19 protein-coding genes are annotated in these 21,015 nt (G+C 37.6%); 2 read left to right on the forward strand and 17 right to left on the reverse strand.

Annotated features, from left to right (window positions below; translation table 11 throughout):
- Nucleotides 1–204: 204 nt before the first annotated feature.
- The 5 genes from ACTJJ9_RS14760 to hprK all read right to left on the reverse strand — a co-directional run bounded on the left by ACTJJ9_RS14760 (nt 205) and on the right by hprK (nt 4,265).
- Complete coding sequence (locus ACTJJ9_RS14760) at nt 205–741, reverse strand: acyltransferase (protein ID WP_095297143.1); 537 nt, start codon at nt 739–741, stop codon at nt 205–207.
- Complete coding sequence (gene ppaX / locus ACTJJ9_RS14765) at nt 741–1,382, reverse strand: pyrophosphatase PpaX (RefSeq protein ID WP_145582080.1); 642 nt, start codon at nt 1,380–1,382, stop codon at nt 741–743. Before ppaX ends, ACTJJ9_RS14760 begins: the two co-directional genes overlap by 1 nt.
- A complete protein-coding gene (locus ACTJJ9_RS14770) occupies nt 1,372–2,319 on the reverse strand; it encodes a nucleoside recognition domain-containing protein (RefSeq protein ID WP_145582077.1) in 948 nt (315 codons plus the stop codon). The genes ppaX and ACTJJ9_RS14770 overlap by 11 nt, the downstream gene beginning before the upstream one ends.
- A gap of 49 nt (nt 2,320–2,368) precedes the next feature.
- Entirely contained in the window at nt 2,369–3,187 is an 819-nt protein-coding gene (gene lgt / locus ACTJJ9_RS14775) for a prolipoprotein diacylglyceryl transferase (protein ID WP_145582075.1), read from the reverse strand.
- Between the two features lie 142 nt (nt 3,188–3,329).
- Nucleotides 3,330–4,265, reverse strand: coding sequence for an HPr(Ser) kinase/phosphatase (gene hprK, locus ACTJJ9_RS14780; protein WP_095297136.1), 936 nt, complete (start codon nt 4,263–4,265; stop codon nt 3,330–3,332).
- Between the two features lie 460 nt (nt 4,266–4,725).
- On the opposite strand from hprK, the gene ACTJJ9_RS14785 reads away from it, so the two are divergent.
- The gene (locus ACTJJ9_RS14785) at nt 4,726–5,622 is read left to right on the forward strand and encodes a macrolide 2'-phosphotransferase (RefSeq protein ID WP_145582073.1); all 897 of its coding nucleotides are present in this window, start codon (nt 4,726–4,728) and stop codon (nt 5,620–5,622) included.
- A gap of 113 nt (nt 5,623–5,735) precedes the next feature.
- On the forward strand, nt 5,736–6,425 hold the full coding sequence (locus tag ACTJJ9_RS14790) for an N-acetylmuramoyl-L-alanine amidase (protein ID WP_145582071.1): 690 nt from the start codon (nt 5,736–5,738) through the stop codon (nt 6,423–6,425).
- A gap of 38 nt (nt 6,426–6,463) precedes the next feature.
- Here ACTJJ9_RS14790 and ACTJJ9_RS14795 read toward each other — a convergent pair whose 3' ends face one another.
- The 12 genes from ACTJJ9_RS14795 to ACTJJ9_RS14850 all read right to left on the reverse strand — a co-directional run bounded on the left by ACTJJ9_RS14795 (nt 6,464) and on the right by ACTJJ9_RS14850 (nt 20,941).
- Nucleotides 6,464–7,945, reverse strand: coding sequence for a metallophosphoesterase (locus tag ACTJJ9_RS14795; protein ID WP_186324195.1), 1,482 nt, complete (start codon nt 7,943–7,945; stop codon nt 6,464–6,466).
- A gap of 196 nt (nt 7,946–8,141) precedes the next feature.
- Nucleotides 8,142–8,507: a phage holin family protein gene (locus ACTJJ9_RS14800; protein ID WP_145582068.1), complete on the reverse strand. Its 366-nt coding sequence runs from the start codon at nt 8,505–8,507 to the stop codon at nt 8,142–8,144.
- Nucleotides 8,508–8,705 (reverse strand): PspC domain-containing protein, encoded by a 198-nt coding sequence (locus ACTJJ9_RS14805; protein ID WP_095297126.1) that lies wholly within the window; start codon nt 8,703–8,705, stop codon nt 8,508–8,510.
- Between the two features lie 13 nt (nt 8,706–8,718).
- Nucleotides 8,719–9,804: a DUF4097 family beta strand repeat-containing protein gene (locus ACTJJ9_RS14810; RefSeq protein ID WP_145582066.1), complete on the reverse strand. Its 1,086-nt coding sequence runs from the start codon at nt 9,802–9,804 to the stop codon at nt 8,719–8,721.
- Nucleotides 9,805–9,820: 16 nt separating this feature from the next.
- On the reverse strand, nt 9,821–10,147 hold the full coding sequence (locus ACTJJ9_RS14815) for a DUF4870 domain-containing protein (protein WP_145582064.1): 327 nt from the start codon (nt 10,145–10,147) through the stop codon (nt 9,821–9,823).
- Between the two features lie 82 nt (nt 10,148–10,229).
- Nucleotides 10,230–10,421: an aspartyl-phosphate phosphatase Spo0E family protein gene (locus ACTJJ9_RS14820; protein ID WP_170944187.1), complete on the reverse strand. Its 192-nt coding sequence runs from the start codon at nt 10,419–10,421 to the stop codon at nt 10,230–10,232.
- A gap of 87 nt (nt 10,422–10,508) precedes the next feature.
- A complete protein-coding gene (locus ACTJJ9_RS14825) occupies nt 10,509–12,602 on the reverse strand; it encodes an SA1320 family protein (RefSeq protein ID WP_145582062.1) in 2,094 nt (697 codons plus the stop codon).
- A 13-nt stretch (nt 12,603–12,615) separates the two neighbouring features.
- The gene (locus ACTJJ9_RS14830) at nt 12,616–13,554 is read right to left on the reverse strand and encodes a DUF1672 family protein (RefSeq protein ID WP_145582060.1); all 939 of its coding nucleotides are present in this window, start codon (nt 13,552–13,554) and stop codon (nt 12,616–12,618) included.
- Nucleotides 13,555–13,861: 307 nt separating this feature from the next.
- Nucleotides 13,862–16,735, reverse strand: a complete 2,874-nt coding sequence (uvrA, locus tag ACTJJ9_RS14835) for an excinuclease ABC subunit UvrA (RefSeq protein WP_145582058.1) — start codon at nt 16,733–16,735, stop codon at nt 13,862–13,864.
- Nucleotides 16,736–16,742: 7 nt separating this feature from the next.
- Nucleotides 16,743–18,725, reverse strand: a complete 1,983-nt coding sequence (gene uvrB, locus ACTJJ9_RS14840; RefSeq protein ID WP_145582056.1) for an excinuclease ABC subunit UvrB — start codon at nt 18,723–18,725, stop codon at nt 16,743–16,745.
- Between the two features lie 324 nt (nt 18,726–19,049).
- Nucleotides 19,050–20,636, reverse strand: a complete 1,587-nt coding sequence (locus tag ACTJJ9_RS14845; protein ID WP_145582054.1) for a peptide chain release factor 3 — start codon at nt 20,634–20,636, stop codon at nt 19,050–19,052.
- Nucleotides 20,637–20,770: 134 nt separating this feature from the next.
- Nucleotides 20,771–20,941, reverse strand: coding sequence for a hypothetical protein (locus ACTJJ9_RS14850; RefSeq protein ID WP_186324194.1), 171 nt, complete (start codon nt 20,939–20,941; stop codon nt 20,771–20,773).
- Nucleotides 20,942–21,015 lie beyond the last annotated feature (74 nt).

A 21,015-nucleotide genomic window follows, 5' to 3' on the forward strand; every position in this document is an offset into this window, starting at 1 on the left:
TACTTAGTATTTTTCGAAATCCTTCACTTCGCTAATATGCTAATATATTACCAAAGTGAAGAATCTATTTCAAGCAAAAAGTCATTTTTCTCCATAATTATTTAGGGAATATTCTGTCTTTTTTAGCTATAGCTGTTTACTGTTTCTTAAATACTCTATAGACAAAACTCTTGGCAAACGGTAAAAAAGGCTGTTACGATAGGATTATCCCCTATTCGGAACAGCCTCTTGTCCGATTTCTCGTTTTTCACGCTCTTCTTTTGTATAGATTAATTTCATTGGGTTTCCCCCTACGAACGAGCCAGCTGGGACGTCTTTATGTACGAGTGTTCCAGCAGAGACAATCGCCCCATCCCCAATATGGACCCCTGGTAGAATCGTAGAGTTTGCACCGATCATCACTTCATTCCCAATATGGACCTCTCCTAATCGGTACTCCTTAATTAAATACTCATGAGCAAGAATTGTTGTATTATAGCCGATTACTGTATTCTTCCCAACTGATATCTTTTCAGGAAACATGACATCAAGCATAACCATTAATGCAAACGATGCTTGCTCTCCAACCTTCATCCGTAAAAATGTCCGATACATCCAATTTTTCAACGATAAAAATGGGGTGTACCTGGCAAGCTGAATCACAATAAAATTACGAACAACCTTCCAAAATGGCACAGTTTTATATACATGCCATAATGAATTAGCACCTTCAACAGGAAACCTTGTCGTTCTCCGTGACATTATTCCACTCCGACGATAGCGAGTAAATCACTCATTTTATCTAATACGTAATCAGGTTGGAAGCTTTCAATATAGTCTCTTCCTTTTATGCTCCAAGCAACACCAGCTGTTTTTGTGCCAGCATTTTTACCTGCGCCAATATCATGGTGGTTGTCCCCGACCATTATTGCTTCCTCAGGCTTCGCATCAAGCTGTTCAAGCGCCTTGAATATCGGCTCAGGATTTGGCTTTGCATGCTCAACATCATCTAACGTGACAACAACATCAAAAAATTGATCTAATTTCGTAAGCTTTAATCCCATATTGACAGTTGTTCGGATTTTTGTTGTGACAATTCCTAGCTTAAATCCTTTTTCCTTCAGAGTTTGAATCGTTTCAAAAACCGTTTCAAATTCGGTGACAAGCTTATCATGCTGTTCATGATTAAACTTACGATAAACTTCAACCATTTCTTCCTTCTTCTCAGGGTTAATGCTCTCAAATGTTTCGTAAAGAGTTGGACCAATAAACGGAAAAACATCCTCACGCTTATATTTTTCCGGATAATATTTGTTAAGAGTGTGGAGAAAAGATTCAATGATTAATTCGTTTGTATTAATTAACGTTCCATCTAAATCGAATAAAAGTGTATTAATTTTCATAAGTTGATTCCTTTCTAAGCGATACTTCCTCAACCTTCCGCCAAATAGCAGCAATTATCATCGTTAAAACAATTGCAACGGCTAATCGAATGATTAACAACGGAAGAACAGGGATGCCGAGTGGGATGAATATCAGTGTATCTTCTACAACTGCATGACATGAAACTAGGAAGATGAACGCTAGTGTTAAATCCTTATAGCTAACATTATCCTCCTTAACAGCTTGAATCATGACCCCTGCTCCGAAGGCTAAGCCTATTGTAAGACCTGCTACCAATGTCATTGACGTATTTTCTTTCATTCCGAGCATTTTCGTGACAGGAGCCATCCACCTTGTAAATGTCTTTAAAAGTCCTAAGTCTTTTAAAAATTGAATAACAAGCATTAATGGGATGACAATAAGGGCAAGCTGGAGAACACCTAGACAAGCCTTTTGTAAGCTAAAGCCAATTATTTCAAGCCAATTATCTGGTGTAACGTTTTGCTTCGAAGTAAATCCGTATTGAGCAAGTTCGTTCCCACCATGCCAGACAAGGTTTACAACGATAGCCGAGCTAAAGGCAAGTCCAAGTCTAACAATTAGGATAATCCAAAGTTTCATACCAACCTTTGCAGCAACTGACGACTCAATTAATAAATTATGAGAAAAGGATAGCATTAACGCTAAAATAAATACTTCCTTTACTGTTAAATCGAGTGATAAAATTGCACCAATCCCTGCATAAAGATTTAGAAAGTTCCCAATGACAAGGGGAATGGCTGCCTCACCTGATAAGCCGAAGATCCCCATAATCGGTGTAATAAGCTTTGTTAACCATGGCAACACAGGTGTATGCTGTAGGACACTCACAAACAATGTAATTGGAAAAATCACCTTACTTAACGTCCAGGTTGTCTGGATACCAGATTGAAGACCATTTTTAAAGCTATTCTTCACAGGCAACCTCTCCTCTTGCTGTAAAATTACTAATAAATAAATATTTTTCTTATTGACTTACATCTAAGTACCGTTCCTTTGAATAGCCTTTTACACGTCGGAAAATCATGATCCCAACAGCTATTAAGATTAGTACAATCGAAATGACTTGAGCAATTCGAAGTGAATCTGTCAGCATTAAACTATCTGTACGCATCCCTTCAATAAAGAAGCGGCCGACAGAATACCAGATGATATAGGTTAAGAATAACTCCCCACGTCTAAAGTTCGCTCTTCTTAATAAAATTAAAAGGATAAATCCAACAAAGTTCCATATTGATTCATATAAAAAGGTTGGATGGTAGTATTCCCCATTAATATACATTTGATTAACAATAAAATCAGGTAAATGTAAGCCTTCTAAAAACTCTCTCGTTACCGCATCACCATGAGCCTCTTGATTCATGAAGTTCCCCCAGCGGCCAATTGCCTGTCCGAGAATAATCGATGGAGCTGCAATATCTGCTAGCTTCCAGAATGACAATTTTTTCACCCGTGCATAAATCGCCCCTGTAATAAAGGCTGCGATTAATCCACCATGTATCGCAAGTCCGCCATTCCAAATCTTAATAATGTCTCCCGGATTATGATAATAATAATCCCACTGAAAAATAACATAATAGAGTCTTGCCCCGATAATAGCAGCCGGGATCGCAAATAAAACAAGATCAACAAACGTATCTTTATGTAAGCCTCGTCGCGTTCCTTCACGAACAGCAAGCCACAATCCAAGCAACGCACCAACACCAATTATTACCCCATACCAATGAATTTGAATCGGACCTAAATCAAGAAATATCGGGTTCAATGGTTTTATGCTTTCTTCCATTTCATCATCTCCCTATCGTTTACTAGTCTGTGTCATAGCCCAAATGGCCTTCCATCTATATAGACTTCAACCAAGATTTCATGCTCATTATGTATTTTATCTTTCATAATGAATAGAGCCGAAATAGCTCGGCCCTATTCTTTTACTCCTCTTCGCGATCTCCATCCTCAATAACGCCAGCTAGTTTATTTGTAAACTGCTCAGCTGCATTGACACCCATTCGTTTTAATCGATGATTCATTGCTGCAACCTCAATAATGACTGATAGGTTTCTTCCCGGACGAACAGGAACTGTTAATTTCGTAACATCTGTATCAATAATTCTCATTTTCTCTTCTTCTAAGCCGAGTCGATCATACTGTTTATTTTGATCCCATAGCTCAAGATTTATGACAAGTGTAATTCGTTTAAAGCTCCGAACAGCACCTGCACCAAATAATGTCATGACATTAATGATCCCTAAGCCACGAATCTCTAATAAATGCTCAATAAGCTCTGGAGCACTTCCGATTAATGTATCTTGATCTTCTTGTCTTATTTCAACACAATCATCAGCAACAAGTCGATGTCCACGTTTTACAAGCTCTAACGCAGTTTCACTCTTACCGACACCGCTTTTCCCGATAATAAGCACGCCAACTCCATAAATATCAACTAATACACCATGAACAGCTGTCGTTGGAGCTAGCTTCCCTTCAAGGAAATTAGTTAAATGACTAGACAATCTAGTTGTCTTCATAGGCGAACGCAATACTGGGACACCTTTGCGATTCGATGCATCAACTAATTCTTCAGGCGCTTCCATTTCTCTCGTAAGAATAATTGCAGGAGTAATATCTGTACAAAGCTCGTCCATACGGTGTTTTCTTTCTTGTGGTGTTAATTGTAAAAAGAAGGAAAGCTCAGTTTTCCCTAGCAATTGTACTCGTTCTTTTGGATAATATGTAAAAAAACCCGCCATTTCTATACCAGGTCGTGAAATATCACTCGTTACAATTGGCCGATTAATTCCTTCTTCTCCACTGATAACTTCAAATTTAAATTTATCAATTAAATCCTTTGTCCGAACTGTAGGCACGGTTTATCCTCCTTTTTTAATAAGGTCTCATTTTTCCCCTTATCATTGTATTCCTGTATTTTTCTAGTAAGAAGACTCATTTTATATTTTAGCATTTGTCTATCGGTTTCCAAAATATAAATTGCTTTATTCAAAATAAATTACAAAAATTACCCACGAACTCTTTTATTTATGTTACCATTAAAGCACTTATAATGAACGGAGGGATCCTGATGATTGTTAACCAACCTTTAAAAAACGGAAACTAAATACGTTTTGACTCTGTTTTCCTTCAGAGAACTTGGATTGGTCTAACTATCATCAGAAACCTTATTATAGATAAAAATGACGAAGGGATAGGACAAATCTATCCTCTTTTTTATGCCCATATATAGACACTTCACGATACCAATCCATAGCCTTTAGACAAAAGACAGCAGTCATTTAAAAAGGAAAGATAATCTTAAAAGGAAGTGATTGCATGAACAAGGATCAGGTTATTGAAATTGCAAGAAAATATCAATTAAATGTCGTAGCGGAGTCAATTGTCTTTAACGAATCTGGATTAGATTTTCTCGTTGCCTATGCAAAAGATCATCATGGTGACGAATGGGTATTAAGACTTCCGAGACGTGTGGATGTCATGCAGCGGACAATAATAGAGAAGAAGGTTCTCGATCTTGTCCAAGATGATGTCCCATTTGAAACACCAAATTGGTCAATATACGAAAAGGATATTATTGCATATAAAAAATTATCAGGCGTACCTGCAGGGACAATTGATCCAAGCATTCAAAATTATGTTTGGGAAATCGATCATAAAAATGTCCCAGAGCAATATCACAAAACACTCGCAAATGTATTAGCAGCATTGCACACGATGCCAAAAGGAAAAGCACGAGAGGCTGGTCTTCTTATTCAAACAGCAGAAGAAGCAAGAACTTCTATGATCGAACGGATGGAAAAGGTGAAGTCTACATTCGGCGTCAGTCAATCGCTATGGGATCGCTGGCAAGCATGGGTAAAAAATGATGAAATATGGCCAAAGGAAACAGGTCTAATTCACGGTGATGTTCATGCAGGTCATACATTAATTGATAAACATGCAAACGTTACTGGTTTAATCGATTGGACCGAAGCAAAAGTGACAGATGTTGCAAATGACTTTGTCTTTGAATATCGCGCATTTGGAGAAAACGCTCTTGAAAAGGTTCTGCATTATTACAAAGAGGCTGGAGGAATATACTGGCCAAGGATGAAGGAGCATATCATCGAGCTTAATGCAGCCTATCCAGTTGCGATTGCAGAATTTGCGCTCACCTCAGGATTAGAGGAGTACATGGAAATGGCGAAGGAAACATTAGGAGTAAATAAATAGGTGATGAAGCGCATGTGGTCAATGAATGATCACATGCGTTTTTTTATATTTCTCCGCTACTTTCATTAAATAACTCCCTATATAAAAGATGAAAAATGAAAGGAGTGAATGAAATGAAAATAATGATTGATGCAGGACACGGCTATGAAACACCTGGAAAACGTACCGTTGATGGGATGAGGGAATATGAATTTAATCGTGCAGTTGCCAATGAAATCAAGAAGCTTTTACATCGTTATTCTGGAGTGACAACTCTTTTTTCCCATTCAGATAAGCAAGATGTACCGCTTTATGAACGGACAAAAAAGGCGAATCAAGCCAATGTTGATTTATTTGTTTCCATCCATGCAAACGCCCATGGGAATGGGAAGGAATGGACATCAGCCTCTGGGATTGAAACATATGTACACTCAAGCAAACCAAAAACGGCATTCGCACTTGCTAAAATCGTCCAAGCTGAGCTAATTAAGGAGACAAAACGTAAAGATCGCGGTGTAAAAACAGCAAGCTTCCATGTTTTAAAAGAGACAAAAATGACAGCAATTTTATGTGAATGTGGATTTATGACAAATAAGGTCGAAGCACAATTGCTTAAGGAGCAAGCCTATCGACATGCTTGTGCAACTGGAATAGTCAATGCGATTGTAACTTTCTATAAGCTAGTAGAAGGGAAAGGGGCTCAGCATACTGACACCCAAAAGCTATACAAGGTTCAAGTAGGCGCCTTTTCTGAAAAGGAAAATGCAGAAAAGCTTGTAAACGAGCTAAAAGGAAAAGGATATCAAGCATTCATCTCAAACTAGCAGGAGAGAGGCTGTCTCAAATGTTACAGCCTCTCCTTTCATTTTTTATTTACAACGTTATCCTTCCCAATTTTCCGATACAGCTTCACGTCAAAGTAAGATGAAGCAATCATTTTCTCTGACTTTGTTACATCAATATCCATTGTAAATTGGTCCTTATTTGGATATTCATTAGGTCTGTAATAAAAATATTGATCCAAATATGGTGAGTATGTCTGTACATCAATCGAATTTGTTTCCTCATCAATATGAAGGAGGCGTATAAACCCACCCCCACCTTGTGGCGCTTTCTGATAATCTGCTAATAGCTGGTACACCTTCCGATCGGTGATACCGTCGAGATTATCATCTACCTCATCAACTAGCATTTCACTTCCATGATAATGACCTGATAAAACAGCGACGACATTTCGATTAGGCACAACGACCTTTTCAAAAAGCTCATTCCCTTTTCGGCTTCTCTCCCCGTCTTTTTCAAGATATTCATGAAAGGCTAAAATTGCGGTCCGATCAGCATAACGTCGTAATACGTTATTCAACCATATGATATCTTCCTTTTTCACTTTCCAGCCCATATATAAGAATAGATACTCTTTTCCATTCACAGAAACGAGGTCATAGTGACCACGATTGTTTTCATAAGCATCACCGTAATATCGCTTTCTTTGAAATCGTTCCTGACCAAAATACTCCTTATATTTTTTAAAATCACTTCCGACATCATGATTCCCAGGTAATACTCCGTATGGAATTTTTGCGACATCCAACGTATTTAAATACGTACTCGCTCGCTGCCATTGTTTTTCATCATTCCCTTTATGAACAATATCCCCTGTATGAAAGACATACTCTATCTTCATTTCTTCTTTATTTTGCGCAATCCATTCTGTAACGGATTTGAACACAGATGGATAATTTTGTGCATAATATTGTGTATCAGACATCCAAACAAAGGAATAATCATACTTCTTTGTCGGAATGATGATCTGATCCTGAACAAGAATACTTAGCCTTTGATGGTGAAGATAATCACGTGCACTAACCGCTGCTTGAATGGTTACCTCATTCTTTCCAGAAATTGTATCTGCAAGCTCGACCCACTTTTTCTTCACATGATTCCAGCCAAACATCGTAATTTTTCTCCCTGGCAATGATTTCCCTTGCCAACTTACGCTTAAACGATCAGTAGGTTTCGCTTCTTCTTTAATCAAAACATCAAAGCGATGGTACGGATATTTTGATAAGGATTTCGTTTTCGTCCCTTCACTATTTCCTTTTGTAAGTGAACGATATTGATTGTCAGAAAATTCTTTTTCACCCTCAGGCTTAAAGTGAATTGGGGGTTCTGTTTTCGAAAGATTTTCACTAATTTTTATTTTATCGAAATCGGAAGAATACTCATCAACTTGAAAATAATCTGGAATTATTGAGGATTTCGTTGCATAAATAAAAAAATTTGTTGAAAAAAGCGAAGTAAAAAGAAGCATGATCGTTATGATTACTAATAAAGGATATTTCATACTCATCACCTATCATTAGTATGAGCAGGAACGGTTGTTTTTACTAAATAAATATGAATCTGTCAACTTATACGGATAATTTGTCATCTTTTTTAAAAAATCTCTCAACTTTACTATAAAATCTGTCAACTTTTCATTATAATCTGTCATTCGACATCATTAGACATAATGAAAAAGCGGGAGCCTAACCCCCGCTTTATTTATCCTTTTGTAAAGGCTCAATAATTGCCTTTTGGATCATTAGATTCAGTAATGCCATCACGATAGCAGCCAAAATTGCGGCACCAAATCCATCAATATTAAAGGCATCTCCCATTAAACCTTCTGTTATCATTAATGTGATTGCATTAATGATAAAGAGGAAAAACCCTAATGTTAGAACCGTAACAGGTAAGGTTAACAAAATGAGAAATCGCTTAACGAGAACATTTAACACAGATAATATAAAGCTCGCACCAATAGCAGCCCATATTCCACTTAAATAAAACGAGTCAAAGTAGCCGGCGACAACAATTAAAATGAGGGCATTAACAAGAATGCTGATTAACCATCTTTTTAACATCTATCTAACATCCGATTCTTCCGGGACAATAAAGACACATGCTAAGTAAATGAGAATCAGCGGGAAAAATCCTGTTGGAAACAATAAAATAATAAACGCGATTCTCAATATTGATGGATCAATGCCAACCATTTTAGACAAGCCACCGAGTACACCTGACAGTTTTCTGTCTGTACGAGACCGGTATAATTTTTTCAACGTCATATCATCCTTACGTATTTTTTATTGAAATCGAACCAACCTTTGAGTCTGCAAATACCGATAAGGTTGTTTCCTCCGCTGTACGGAACTTTAACTCTTTCTGGATTGTATCATTTTTCTCATGAATAATCTCCGCATCCTTTACATGTGCTGCAAGTGTGCCGAGATTTGATCGCAATTCACCTATTACTCTACATTGTTCTGGTGTATAAATATCGATCGTTCCCGTTGTTGTTTTTGCATAAATGGATTCACATGCTGGGTCTGTTAACGTTAGCTGCAAATTACCGTTAAAGCTTTGTGCATCAAGCTTATTAGTTGAACCAGTAAATTGGATAAGTCCTGTTATTGACTCAACCTCTACGTTGTCAAAGTTTGATTGACTAAGCTTAATCTGACCATTTGCTGTTTCAAATTCGCCTTTTTTCCCGTTAACACCCGAGAATGAAACGACTCCATTCGCCGTCTTTGCTTTCAAGTTGTCTACTTTTAAATCTTCCCCTCTTATTGGCCCATTAAACAGCTTGATTTTGATTTGTTCATATGTTTGCTCAGGGATAAAGATTCTAACATTGATTTTCATCGTTTTTTTCTCGGTATGGAAAATAAGACGATTCCCTTCAACGACACATTCCACTTCACGTAAAAATTGCTCTCTTGCTTGTTCATTATTTTCTACTCGATACAGCTTTGCATCACATTCAATACGAACATCACTTTCATTCCATGGTTGAATATTTATACTACCATTTGGAATATTGATATCTATATCGTGAAACTCAACATGTTGTAGCTGATAAATATGATGGACATCAATTGATTTTCCAAAATTTAAATCAAGATCAATATCCTTAACCTTTTTGACAGCAGTATCAACCCAATCCATAAGCTTAGCCCCTAATGAGGATTGCTTGTCATGAAATTGCTTTTCCTTATTTTCATATTCCCCACCAATGACCTCTGTAGATAGAGCAGAAATCTTCTCTTTCTGTACCTGATGTTCACTTTCTAATGCTTCAATTAATGTTAAGGCTTCCGTAGCTGATAGCTTTCCCTCTTCAACTAATTTTAAAATTCGTTGTCTTTGTTCCTTCATTACGATCTCCTCACAATCATGATAAAGTTGTTAAAAGCTTAATTCCTTTTACAATATTCCAAATCACAACAAATAGATTAATAATACCAATGAGTAAAAAGCCACCAATAACTAATGAAAACATAGCTGCTTCTGATATATATGAAAGTCCACTATAAATAATCATCCCTATCAAGCTGATTACTGATAGAAAAGGGATAATATGCGAAACCAATGCTTTTTTTGCATGTGATTTCACATCAGTATGATCAACAATAAAGTAAATAGCGATCGGCAATAGAAATGGTGCAAAAAACACACTAAAATAATTTAGCGAGGCGATTACTTTATTCTGCTTATCCATTGTTCCTTCACTCTCCTTATCTTTAATACGAAAGACAGTAGGAGGAGGTTTCATTTTTAAAAACAAAAAAACCCACAAATGTTTATGATGTGGGTTTTACCTTACATATTCTTTTTCCTTCACATTGAGCTTCATTATAAAGGTTAATTAATTCATCCAAAATCATGCTTAAGCGCATCGCTTCTTTTGAGCGGTATCCATAATCCTTACTAACCTGAAACAACTTCATCCTTGTTGGCTCAATCAATGCCATTTGGAGATATTCTCTTTCCATCTCAAACCCCTTCAAAATTTCTTCCATTTTATTGTAAAGATTATTCCTAATAAGGTCAATTCATTTGATAAATTTTGTATATACATGTCAATTTATAGTACAGCGATTCACTTGGTCATAAAGCTTTGTCATATTGGTTAAAATACCTTCTGACAATTCGCTGAGGACATCAATTGATTCTGACTTATTATATCTTAATTGCTTTACAATATCCTTAAACAGTAATTCCATATCATCTAAGACGGCCATTGCTGCTAAATTATAAAGATGGATATGATGATAGTTCGTCTGACTAAACAACGCACTATCTACATATGGTCTAAAATTATGTGCCAATGTCGAAAAGTTAACGATGAGACGTCCGATTCCATCATGAATCCCTTCAATTGTTAATTTCAGCTCATCAAGTGGAGCTAATGCACCATTGACAAAGCCTTTTATTTTATCGTCGTAATCTGTAAACAGGCTAATCAACTTACCTGGAAGATTTCCATGTAGCAATGAAACAGTTAACCCTTTCACAGACGAGATGAGAGCTTGAAGCGCTGATTCAATTAAAGATAGGATAAGTTTAACGCCTGTTAAAAGTGGAAATAGCTTAATGTGTATTTTTTGTGTGAAAACGGCATATACAATGTCTAAATGCAATTCCTTAAACTTCATTCCTTCCTGAAGATAAGGAGATTCCTCTATTGTAAACACCTTTGATGATTGAGCAGTAGATGTAGTTATTCCAGGTGAGTGACCATTTTTTATAGCGTTAGAAATCGCTTGATCAGCTTGCGCAAATTTATTTGCTGTACTCGTTACTTCCTTAGCAAAATCAGTAACTTGCTCAAGTACAGTTTCCTTATTTTTCATAATAATGCCATAGTGAGCACGAAGCTCCCCAACAACAGCGTCAGCCCACGAGTTTGTCCCGCCAACAAATAAATCTGTGATTCCTTCAGAAATAATCGATTGAAGCGTATTAGATAATTGACTAACATTCGCTTTTAACTCATCCAAATGATTTCGCGCTGTTCCAAAAATGGATTCAACACTTATATTTTGATTAAAGACGTGCTCAAGTAATTCTACCGGCGGAGAATTCAAAATAGCATTTAATGATAGACACTTTGATTCCGCTTGATTCAGCAAAGTATGGAGAAAATCAATTTCTAAGATTAAGAGATTTTCAACTGAAGTAAGTCCCATTAATAATCGATCGCCTGCTAATTGGTCAAATAGATCCTCAAATATATCCTGAAGCTTATGAACTCGTTCATAAAACTGATTACTTTCTTCCTCAACGATTCCATTGGAATTCTCTAGATAACCCCCTGATCTGGAAATCTTCACCGCTACATCCTCAGACAATGCATTTGCGAGCATATCAAGATTTCCTTTGTCCATGACAATTTTCCGTGAGCTCCCCCCACCATGAAGCGACTCACCTGTCCAAATGCTTGTGATGACATGAGAATCTGCATCAACGTAAATAACGTCATCACCTACTTGATAATACTGCCGACCATCGTCTTCACGTAAATAGCCTGTATGGTTCGTTGACAGCTTATCAAATTCGGGAATTCCGTTATTAATACGATACTGAACACCAGGAATTCGGTTACCTAATCCTAGTGATTTTTCTGTCGTTGTCAAAACATCGTATGCACTTAAATAGTTCGTAATATTATTAAATTCCTGTGATTCATCGATCATACCATCTGGCAAGATTGCAGGGTTTAACGTTACTGCTTTAACGTCTGGATGTTCCACTGCGACTGAATTCGTTAGACCACCTCCGAGTGAATTACCAGTGATGGAAGAGATTTCCCCAAACTTTTCTTCCATTTCATTAAAGTAATCACGTGCAGCTGTGATTTGGTCTGGTGTTAGTTTACTTAGGAGTTGTGCGTCTGTGATGAGGTCCTGCTTGCCATTTTCTGCTGTTGCGTCAGTGCCGACGTAGATGATGGTGTATTCATTGGTTGTTCTATTAACAACAGTTAATGCATCAAGTCCTGTATTGTCATTATAAATTGTATCCACTACTAAATATGGTTTATTATTTACAAAGACTACAGAATCCTTTGGAGGATATAAGTAAGCTTGATAGCCAGCAAGTTCTACCAAATCAGTATCTAGTGTATACTCTATTTGTCTATTAACATTCTCACTAATTTCATTTCCTCTCACATACTTCACCTTCCTATTCTCTCAATAAATAATTTGGATAAACTAACTCTAAAGAATTATCTTTGATACCTATGGCAGTTTCACTATCAATTCGATTATCGTTAAGGGTCACGCTATATGAGCCTTTTGGAAGGTTTTGTAATGATTCTAAATCCTTGCATACTTGCTCAAAAATTTCTTTACTTGGTTGGGTGTCCTTTTCACTCATATATAATTGAATGCTAATTATCAAATTCTCAGGAGAAAAAGTATTTTTTTCAAATATTTCTTTCATTTGAGCAATTTCAATGTTTGGATTTTCGATATATTTCACATATAAGGTATCAAGCGCTTCATCCTTTATAGGAGAAATAAAATAATACTGAGTCATATATCCAAAGCCACCTACATTCTCCAATGATTCGATAGTTCTTCCTACTACTTTTCCCTGATTTTGAAGTTCTTTAAAGTAAGAATCTAATTGGGAAAATTCCTCTTTAAATAGTTGATAATATAATCCACTCTTAATTGCATTCTCTACTTGCCCCTCCTGCGTAAAGACCCTGTCTAGTTTTACTTCTTCATTCTGTTTATCAATCGGCACAACTGCATATGTATAAAAGTGAGGCACCCCCACTGATTCAACAAATACTGTTGCCGCATCCTGCGAACCTACAACATTATGTACCTTCACTTCTGTTCTATAAGTATCGATAAAAAACTTTTGCACCGCTTCTGAAATTTCGTCTTTGTGGTCTTTGGCGATTTTATCTGTTTCTTCCCCATTACGTGGCATGTAGCCTTCACCTGTATAGTCCTGGACACTTACATATCTTTCATCCTGATTGTCCTTTTCAGATGTTTCCGTTGAATTAGAATTTGTATTTTCTTTTGAATTTTCCACGCTTACACAACCTCCCAATAGTAGCATTGTGCTAATGCTGCCTATGACCAGTTTCTTTGTATGTTTCAAATCGAGTCCTCCTTGTTGGAACGAACTTTGAGTTTGCTTCCTGATTTCCCTTTCATATTGTATAGGATAAAAATTGGTTTTTCATTGGATTTTAAACAATTATTGTAAATTAGAGTTAAAAACAGGATAAACGTATTAGATTGTTGTTGTTAGTAGTGACATTTTTACTAAGTGGCGTTTTTCGAGGAAGTACATTTGTTTGTTCTCTCATTTGCATGATGTTACCAAAATTTTTATTATATATTGCTCAAAGTACAGTTATGATTGAGCATTAAGAAAAGAGCACCTAAATAGATGCTCTCCTCTTCTACTGCACAATTTCTTCTTTTTCCTTAATCAACTTCTTCATCCGTTCGCGGTCACGTTCAATGACAGGACGTAAGTATTTCCCTGTGTAGGATTGTTCAGTTTTCATAATGACTTCTGGTGTGCCGACCGCAACGATGGTTCCACCTTTGTCTCCACCTTCTGGTCCAAGGTCGACGAGGTAGTCAGCTGTTTTGATAACATCTAAATTATGCTCGATGACGAGGACAGTGTCGCCATTTTCGACGAGTCGTTGGAGAACCTTCAATAGTCGAGCAATATCGTCTACATGGAGACCAGTTGTTGGCTCATCAAGGATATACATTGTTTTCCCATTCGAGCGTCTGTGCAATTCTGATGCAAGCTTCACCCGTTGTGCTTCTCCACCCGATAACGTTGTTGCTGGCTGTCCTAATGTAATATAACCTAGGCCGACATCTAAAATCGTTTGCAGCTTTCGTTTGATTTTTGGGTGATTTTCGAAAAAGCTGACAGCATCTTCTACAGTCATATCAAGGATATCTGAGATATTTTTACCTTTATAGGTTACCTCAAGTGTTTCCCGATTGTATCGTTTTCCATGACAGACCTCACATGGCACATAAACGTCTGGAAGGAAGTGCATTTCGATTTTAATAATTCCATCGCCGCGACATGCTTCACAACGGCCACCCTTCACATTAAAGCTAAAACGGCCTTTTTTATAGCCACGTACCTTTGCTTCATTTGTTGCCGCAAATACATCACGAATATCATCAAATACACCAGTGTACGTTGCTGGGTTTGATCGTGGTGTCCGTCCAATTGGAGATTGGTCGATATCGATAACCTTCTCTAAATGGTCTATCCCTTTAATTTCTTTAAACTCTCCAGGCTTTGCTTTTGCACGATGAAGCTTTTGTGCCAGAGATTTATGAAGAATTTCATTTACTAGCGTACTCTTTCCAGACCCGGAAACTCCTGTTACAGCAATAAACATTCCTAATGGAAGCTTTACGCTAACATTCTTCAAATTGTTTTCCTTTGCCCCTTTTATTTCTATAAATCGGCCATCTGGCTTTCTACGCTCAATCGGAAGTGGAATAAATTTCTTCCCTGATAAATATTGCCCAGTTATTGAGTGTTCATTTGCAATTACTTCTTCGGGTGTTCCTGCTGCAATAACCTGACCACCATGAACACCAGCACCTGGACCAATATCTATCAAATAGTCGGCTGCAATCATTGTATCCTCATCATGCTCAACAACGATTAATGTGTTTCCAATGTCACGCATACTTTTCATCGTTTCAATGAGGCGATCATTATCTCTTTGGTGCAAACCAATTGACGGCTCATCTAATATGTATAGCACACCTGTTAAGCGAGAGCCTATTTGCGTAGCTAAGCGAATCCGTTGTGCTTCTCCGCCAGATAATGTACCTGCTGCACGACTTAATGTTAAATATTCGAGTCCGACATTATTTAAAAATCCTAATCTCTCACTAATTTCTTTTAAAATCAAGTTTGAAATTTGCATTTCCTTTTCAGAAAGTGAAAGTCCTCTGAAAAATGCTAGCGACTCTTGGACAGATAGCTTTGTAATTTCACCAATATGCTTTCCGTCAATTAATACAGCTAATGTTTCCTTTTTTAAGCGATACCCTTTACATGTTGGGCAGTTTTTTTCAGCCATATATTTTTCCATTTGTTCACGAATATAATCAGAGGTCGTTTCCTTATAGCGTCGCTCAACATTCCGAATAACGCCTTCAAATTGAATATAGTTTTCTCTAACTTGTCCAAAGTCATTTTCATAGCGGAAATAAATTTCTTCCCCATCACTGCCGAAAAGAACTTTGTCCAATAAATGTTTTGGAATATCCTTTACAGGAGTATCCATATCGATCCCGTAATGATTACATACTGCTTCTAATAATTGTGGATAGTATTGGGAGCTAGTCGGTTCCCATGGAGCAATCGCACCTTGATGAAGGGTTAGCTCTTTATTAGGGATCACTAAATCTAAATCGACCTCTAGCTTTATTCCAAGACCGTCACATTCAGGGCAGGCACCGAATGGGCTATTAAAGGAAAACATTCTTGGTTCAAGCTCACCGATCGAAAAGCCACATTGTGGACATGCATGATGCTCACTAAATAACAGCTCCTCCTCACCGATGACATCGATGATAACCTTACCTTCACCTAGCTGTAGAGCTGATTCAAGCGAGTCTGCTAATCGGGAAGAAATTCCCTCCTTAACGACAATACGGTCAATAACAACCTCAATCGAATGTTTTTTGTTTTTTTCTAACTCAATCTCATCTGAAAGCTCGAGCATTTCTCCATCAACCCGGACGCGGACGTAGCCTTGCTTTTTAATATCCTCGAACACTTTAACATGTGCGCCCTTTCTTCCTGAGATGACAGGGGCAAGAATTTGTATTTTTGTTCGTTCTGGGTACTCTAAAATTCGATCAACCATTTGTTCAATTGTTTGTGATGAGATTTCGATCCCGTGATTTGGACATGTTGGATGTCCGACTCTCGCGTAGAGCAAGCGTAAATAATCATATACTTCTGTAACAGTTCCAACAGTCGAACGTGGATTTCGACTCGTTGTCTTTTGATCAATTGAGATCGCTGGCGATAGCCCTTCGATCGAATCGACATCTGGTTTATCCATTTGTCCAAGAAATTGACGGGCATATGCAGAAAGTGACTCTACATAGCGACGTTGTCCTTCTGCATAAATCGTATCAAATGCTAGCGAGGACTTACCTGATCCAGATAAACCCGTTAGAACAACGAGTTTATCTCTTGGAATTGTAATATCAACATTTTTTAAATTATGGGCACGTGCTCCCTTTACAACGATATGTTCCATTGCCATAATCGTTTCACCCTTCCGCTTTAAGCTCTAAAATTAAATCACGAAGCTCGGCAGCACGTTCGAAGTTCAATGCCTTTGCCGCTTCCTTCATTTCTGCTTCCATATCGGAAATAACTTTTTCGCGTTCCTTTTTCGGTAATTTTGTAATTGTTTTTGATACAGATGTTTCGTATTCTTCCTGGTCCTCTGCTGCCATTGTTGCCCGGATCGCCTCGCGGATTTCCTTTTGAATCGTTTGTGGCGTTATTCCATGCTTCTTATTGTAGGCCTCCTGAATTTCACGGCGACGCTTTGTTTCATTAATCGCCAATTCCATTGAGTTCGTTATTTTATCAGCGTACATAATGACATGGCCGTTTGCATTACGTGCAGCACGCCCAATCGTTTGAATTAACGAGCGCTCTGAACGTAGGAAGCCCTCTTTGTCTGCATCTAAAATCGCTACTAGCGATACCTCTGGGATGTCTAGTCCTTCCCTTAACAAGTTAATACCTATAAGAACATCATATTTTCCAAGCCGAAGCTCGCGAATAATCTCAATCCGTTCTAATGTTTTGATTTCTGAATGAAGATAATTAACTTTAATCCCGATTTCTTTTAAATAATCGGTCAGATCTTCAGACATCTTTTTCGTTAACGTTGTAATGAGAACACGTTCATTCTTCTCAACTCTTGCTTGTATTTCTCCAATTAAATCATCAATCTGACCTTCAATTGGTCGAACATCTATTGTTGGGTCAAGCAACCCTGTAGGTCGAATGATTTGCTCAATCATCTTCGGTGTATGCTCAATTTCATATGGGCCTGGTGTTGCTGATACGAAGACGATATTTTTTATATGCTTTTCAAACTCTTCAAATCGAAGCGGACGGTTATCCAAGGCAGATGGTAGACGAAAACCATGATCAACCAACACTTGCTTCCGCGCCTGGTCCCCATTATACATCCCGCGAATTTGTGGAATTGTCACATGGGATTCATCAACGACAATTAAAAAATCCTCTGGAAAGAAATCGAGCAATGTATATGGAGTTGAACCTGCAGGACGAAGTGTTAAATGTCTTGAGTAGTTTTCAATTCCTGAACAGAATCCCATTTCACGCATCATTTCCAAATCATAATTAGTCCGCTGTTCAAGGCGTTGCGCTTCAAGAAGCTTGCCGTTTTGACGCATTTTTGCTAATTGCTCCTCAAGCTCTGCTTCGATATTTTTAATCGCCTTTTGCATCTTTTCCTCGCGTGTAACGAAGTGAGATGCCGGGAATATCGCAACATGCTCACGCTCACCTAAAATCTCACCAGTTAACGCATCAACCTCGCGAATCCGATCAATTTCATCACCGAAAAACTCGACGCGAATACATTGCTCGTCTTTAGATACAGGAAAAATCTCGACAACATCACCGCGAACACGGAACGTTCCTCTGCGAAAATCAATGTCATTGCGCTCGTATTGAACATCAACCATTTTTCTTAATAATTGATTCCGTTCAATCTCCATTCCTGTGCGTAATGAAACTACGAGCTCCTTATATTCCTCTGGTGAACCGAGACCATAAATACACGATACACTGGCAATAATGATGACATCCTTCCGTTCAAATAACGCTGATGTTGCTGAGTGACGTAGCTTATCGATTTCATCATTAATGCTAGCATCCTTTTCAATAAACGTATCTGTTTGCGGAACATAAGCTTCCGGCTGATAGTAGTCATAGTAACTTACAAAATACTCAACGGCATTGTTAGGAAAAAATTCTTTAAACTCACTATATAGCTGTCCAGCTAATGTTTTGTTATGTGCAATAACCAAAGTTGGTTTGTTTACTTCTTTTATAAGGTTGGAAACCGTAAATGTTTTACCTGTTCCCGTAGCACCTAATAATGTTTGGAATCGTTTCCCCTCGTTGATTCCTTCAACTAATGACTGAATTGCTGTAGGTTGGTCACCCTGTGGCTTGTATTTCGAGACTAGTTCAAATTGATCCACACAAAAGCCTCCATTCAGAAAGTTTCAATAGTAATAGTTTACCACATTTTGTAGAAAAATCACCAAAAATACGAACTTTAGTTCGTATTAAATTCATGTTTCAGATTTAAGTCTGTTAAATCTATGTATTCAGCTTGATTCATCCTTGAAATCTGTCAAGTTTGCTGATAAATTTGTCAACTTTTTTGAAAAATCAACCGACTTTTTATAGTTATTTGTCAACTACTAATAAAAATCTGTCAAACTCGAAAAAAAACAAAGAAAAAGAGCACCACATGGGTAGCTCTTTATAAGTATTGCTATATTTTTAATTGTTCAAACGTATTATTTATGAGCTGTAACACCTTGATAGTCATTTTCTTCAAACAGATCAACAAGCTCGATTTCCTTTTGATTTTCTAAGAAATAACGTAATGTAAACTCATTTTCAAAGAGTACAGCATATGAGCCGTAACGGTCACGAACGAGCATACTACGTGAATCAAAGAAACGCTTCTCAAATTTCTCGCTTTTAATCCAGCGTGGAATTCGTTCTCCTAATGGGGTAAATTCAATGTCTACATTGTATTCAGCCTTCATCCGATATTCAAATACTTCAAATTGTAATTGACCAACTGCCCCAAGAATGAGCGAGTCATTTAACTCTTGTCTGAATAATTGGATTGCTCCCTCTTGAACAAGCTGCTCAATCCCTTTTCTAAATTGTTTCGACTTCATAACGTTCTTTGCCTGTACACGTTTAAACAATTCTGGCGGGAATTGTGGCAGCTCTTCATAATGGAACTGAGCTTTTCCACCGATTAATGTGTCACCAATTTGGTAAATATTTGGGTCGTAAATCCCGATAATATCGCCTGGATAGGCTTCATCAACCGTATCGCGATCCTTTGCCATAAAGGCTTGCGTTTGGTTTAGCTTAATCGTTTTGTTTGTCCGACTAAGATTAACGCTCATTCCTCGTTCGAATTTACCTGAGCAAACACGTAAAAAAGCAATTCGATCACGATGTGCTGGGTTCATATTTGCTTGAATTTTGAAAATATATCCAGAAAATTGTTCCTTTTCCGGTTCCACTAAGCCTTCATTCGTTTTTCGCGGCTGAGGCTGTGCAGCAAATTGAAGGAATGTATCAAAGAATGTTTGAACACCGAAGTTTGCTAACGCACTTCCAAAGAACACTGGCGTTAATTCACCATTCTCAACACGTTCACGAGTAAATTCATTTCCTGCCTCTTCAAGAAGCTCAATCTCACCTAGAGTGTCTTGATAAGTCGGATTTTCATCGATACCATGCTTTGATACTTCACTTAAAGGAATGATTTCCTCTTCCTCATCTCCCTTAAAGCGGACAATTTGGTTTTTGAATCGGTCATAAATTCCTAAGAAGCGTTTGCCCATTCCAATCGGCCAGTTCATTGGGTATGATTCAATTCCGAGAACCTCTTCAATTTCGGAAAGAAGCTCTAATGGCTCTCTTCCTTCTCGGTCTAATTTATTAATAAATGTAAAAATCGGAATTCCTCTCATCCGACATACTTTAAATAATTTAATTGTTTGTGGCTCAACCCCTTTTGTGGAGTCGATAATCATTACAACACTATCAACAGCTGTTAACGTCCGATATGTGTCCTCACTAAAGTCCTCATGACCAGGCGTATCCAAAATATTGACGTGGAAGTCATGATATGGGAAGCTCATAACACTTGATGTAACGGAAATTCCACGCTTCTTTTCAATTTCCATCCAGTCAGATGCTGCATATTTCCCAGTTTTTTTCCCTTTAACTGTACCTGTTGAACGAATTACTTGCCCAAAGTACAGCAATTTTTCCGTTAACGTCGTTTTCCCTGCATCCGGATGCGAAATAATAGCAAAGGTCCGACGTTTATTAATTTCCTCTTGTAAGCTCATTTTCGATTACCTCTTTTATATAAATTAGTGCTTCAACTATACTACAATGCTGATGAAAGAACAATTTGCTAACAGTTAATTTTACTATTAGTTTAGGTTAAAGGCAAAATAAAAAAGCAGGAAATTATCTGCTTTTATCTACTATACCTTCGCTGCTTTTTCGCCGCTATATCATCATCAGAATATAATAGCTCCCACGTGCTTTTATAGCGGTATTTTTTTCCCCATACGTTTATAAGCATTCTCATTCCGGTTATCATACTTAGTATTAACAGAGCAACAATTAAAAATAGGATTTCATTCATATCATTTCCCCCATTCTTTCTTGTAGCCATGTATATGCTAGATGGATTTTTTTATGCCAGTACAAATCATATTG

This window comes from Metabacillus sp. 22489, from assembly GCF_052044855.1.
GTDB lineage: Bacteria > Bacillota > Bacilli > Bacillales > Bacillaceae > Metabacillus > Metabacillus niabensis.

Coding starts and splice junctions, on each gene's coding strand:
- uvrA (WP_145582058.1), bottom strand. CDS start 16,735: ATGGCAATGGAACATATCGTTGTAAAGGGAGCACGTGCCCATAATTTA.
- ACTJJ9_RS14795 (WP_186324195.1), bottom strand. CDS start 7,945: ATGAAATATCCTTTATTAGTAATCATAACGATCATGCTTCTTTTTACT.
- ACTJJ9_RS14820 (WP_170944187.1), bottom strand. CDS start 10,421: ATGGAAAGAGAATATCTCCAAATGGCATTGATTGAGCCAACAAGGATG.
- ACTJJ9_RS14815 (WP_145582064.1), bottom strand. CDS start 10,147: ATGGATAAGCAGAATAAAGTAATCGCCTCGCTAAATTATTTTAGTGTG.
- ACTJJ9_RS14850 (WP_186324194.1), bottom strand. CDS start 20,941: ATGAATGAAATCCTATTTTTAATTGTTGCTCTGTTAATACTAAGTATG.
- ACTJJ9_RS14800 (WP_145582068.1), bottom strand. CDS start 8,507: ATGTTAAAAAGATGGTTAATCAGCATTCTTGTTAATGCCCTCATTTTA.
- ACTJJ9_RS14760 (WP_095297143.1), bottom strand. CDS start 741: ATGTCACGGAGAACGACAAGGTTTCCTGTTGAAGGTGCTAATTCATTA.
- ppaX (WP_145582080.1), bottom strand. CDS start 1,382: ATGAAAATTAATACACTTTTATTCGATTTAGATGGAACGTTAATTAAT.
- ACTJJ9_RS14810 (WP_145582066.1), bottom strand. CDS start 9,804: ATGAAGGAACAAAGACAACGAATTTTAAAATTAGTTGAAGAGGGAAAG.
- lgt (WP_145582075.1), bottom strand. CDS start 3,187: ATGGAAGAAAGCATAAAACCATTGAACCCGATATTTCTTGATTTAGGT.
- ACTJJ9_RS14845 (WP_145582054.1), bottom strand. CDS start 20,636: ATGAGCTTACAAGAGGAAATTAATAAACGTCGGACCTTTGCTATTATT.
- ACTJJ9_RS14790 (WP_145582071.1), top strand. CDS start 5,736: ATGAAAATAATGATTGATGCAGGACACGGCTATGAAACACCTGGAAAA.
- ACTJJ9_RS14785 (WP_145582073.1), top strand. CDS start 4,726: ATGAACAAGGATCAGGTTATTGAAATTGCAAGAAAATATCAATTAAAT.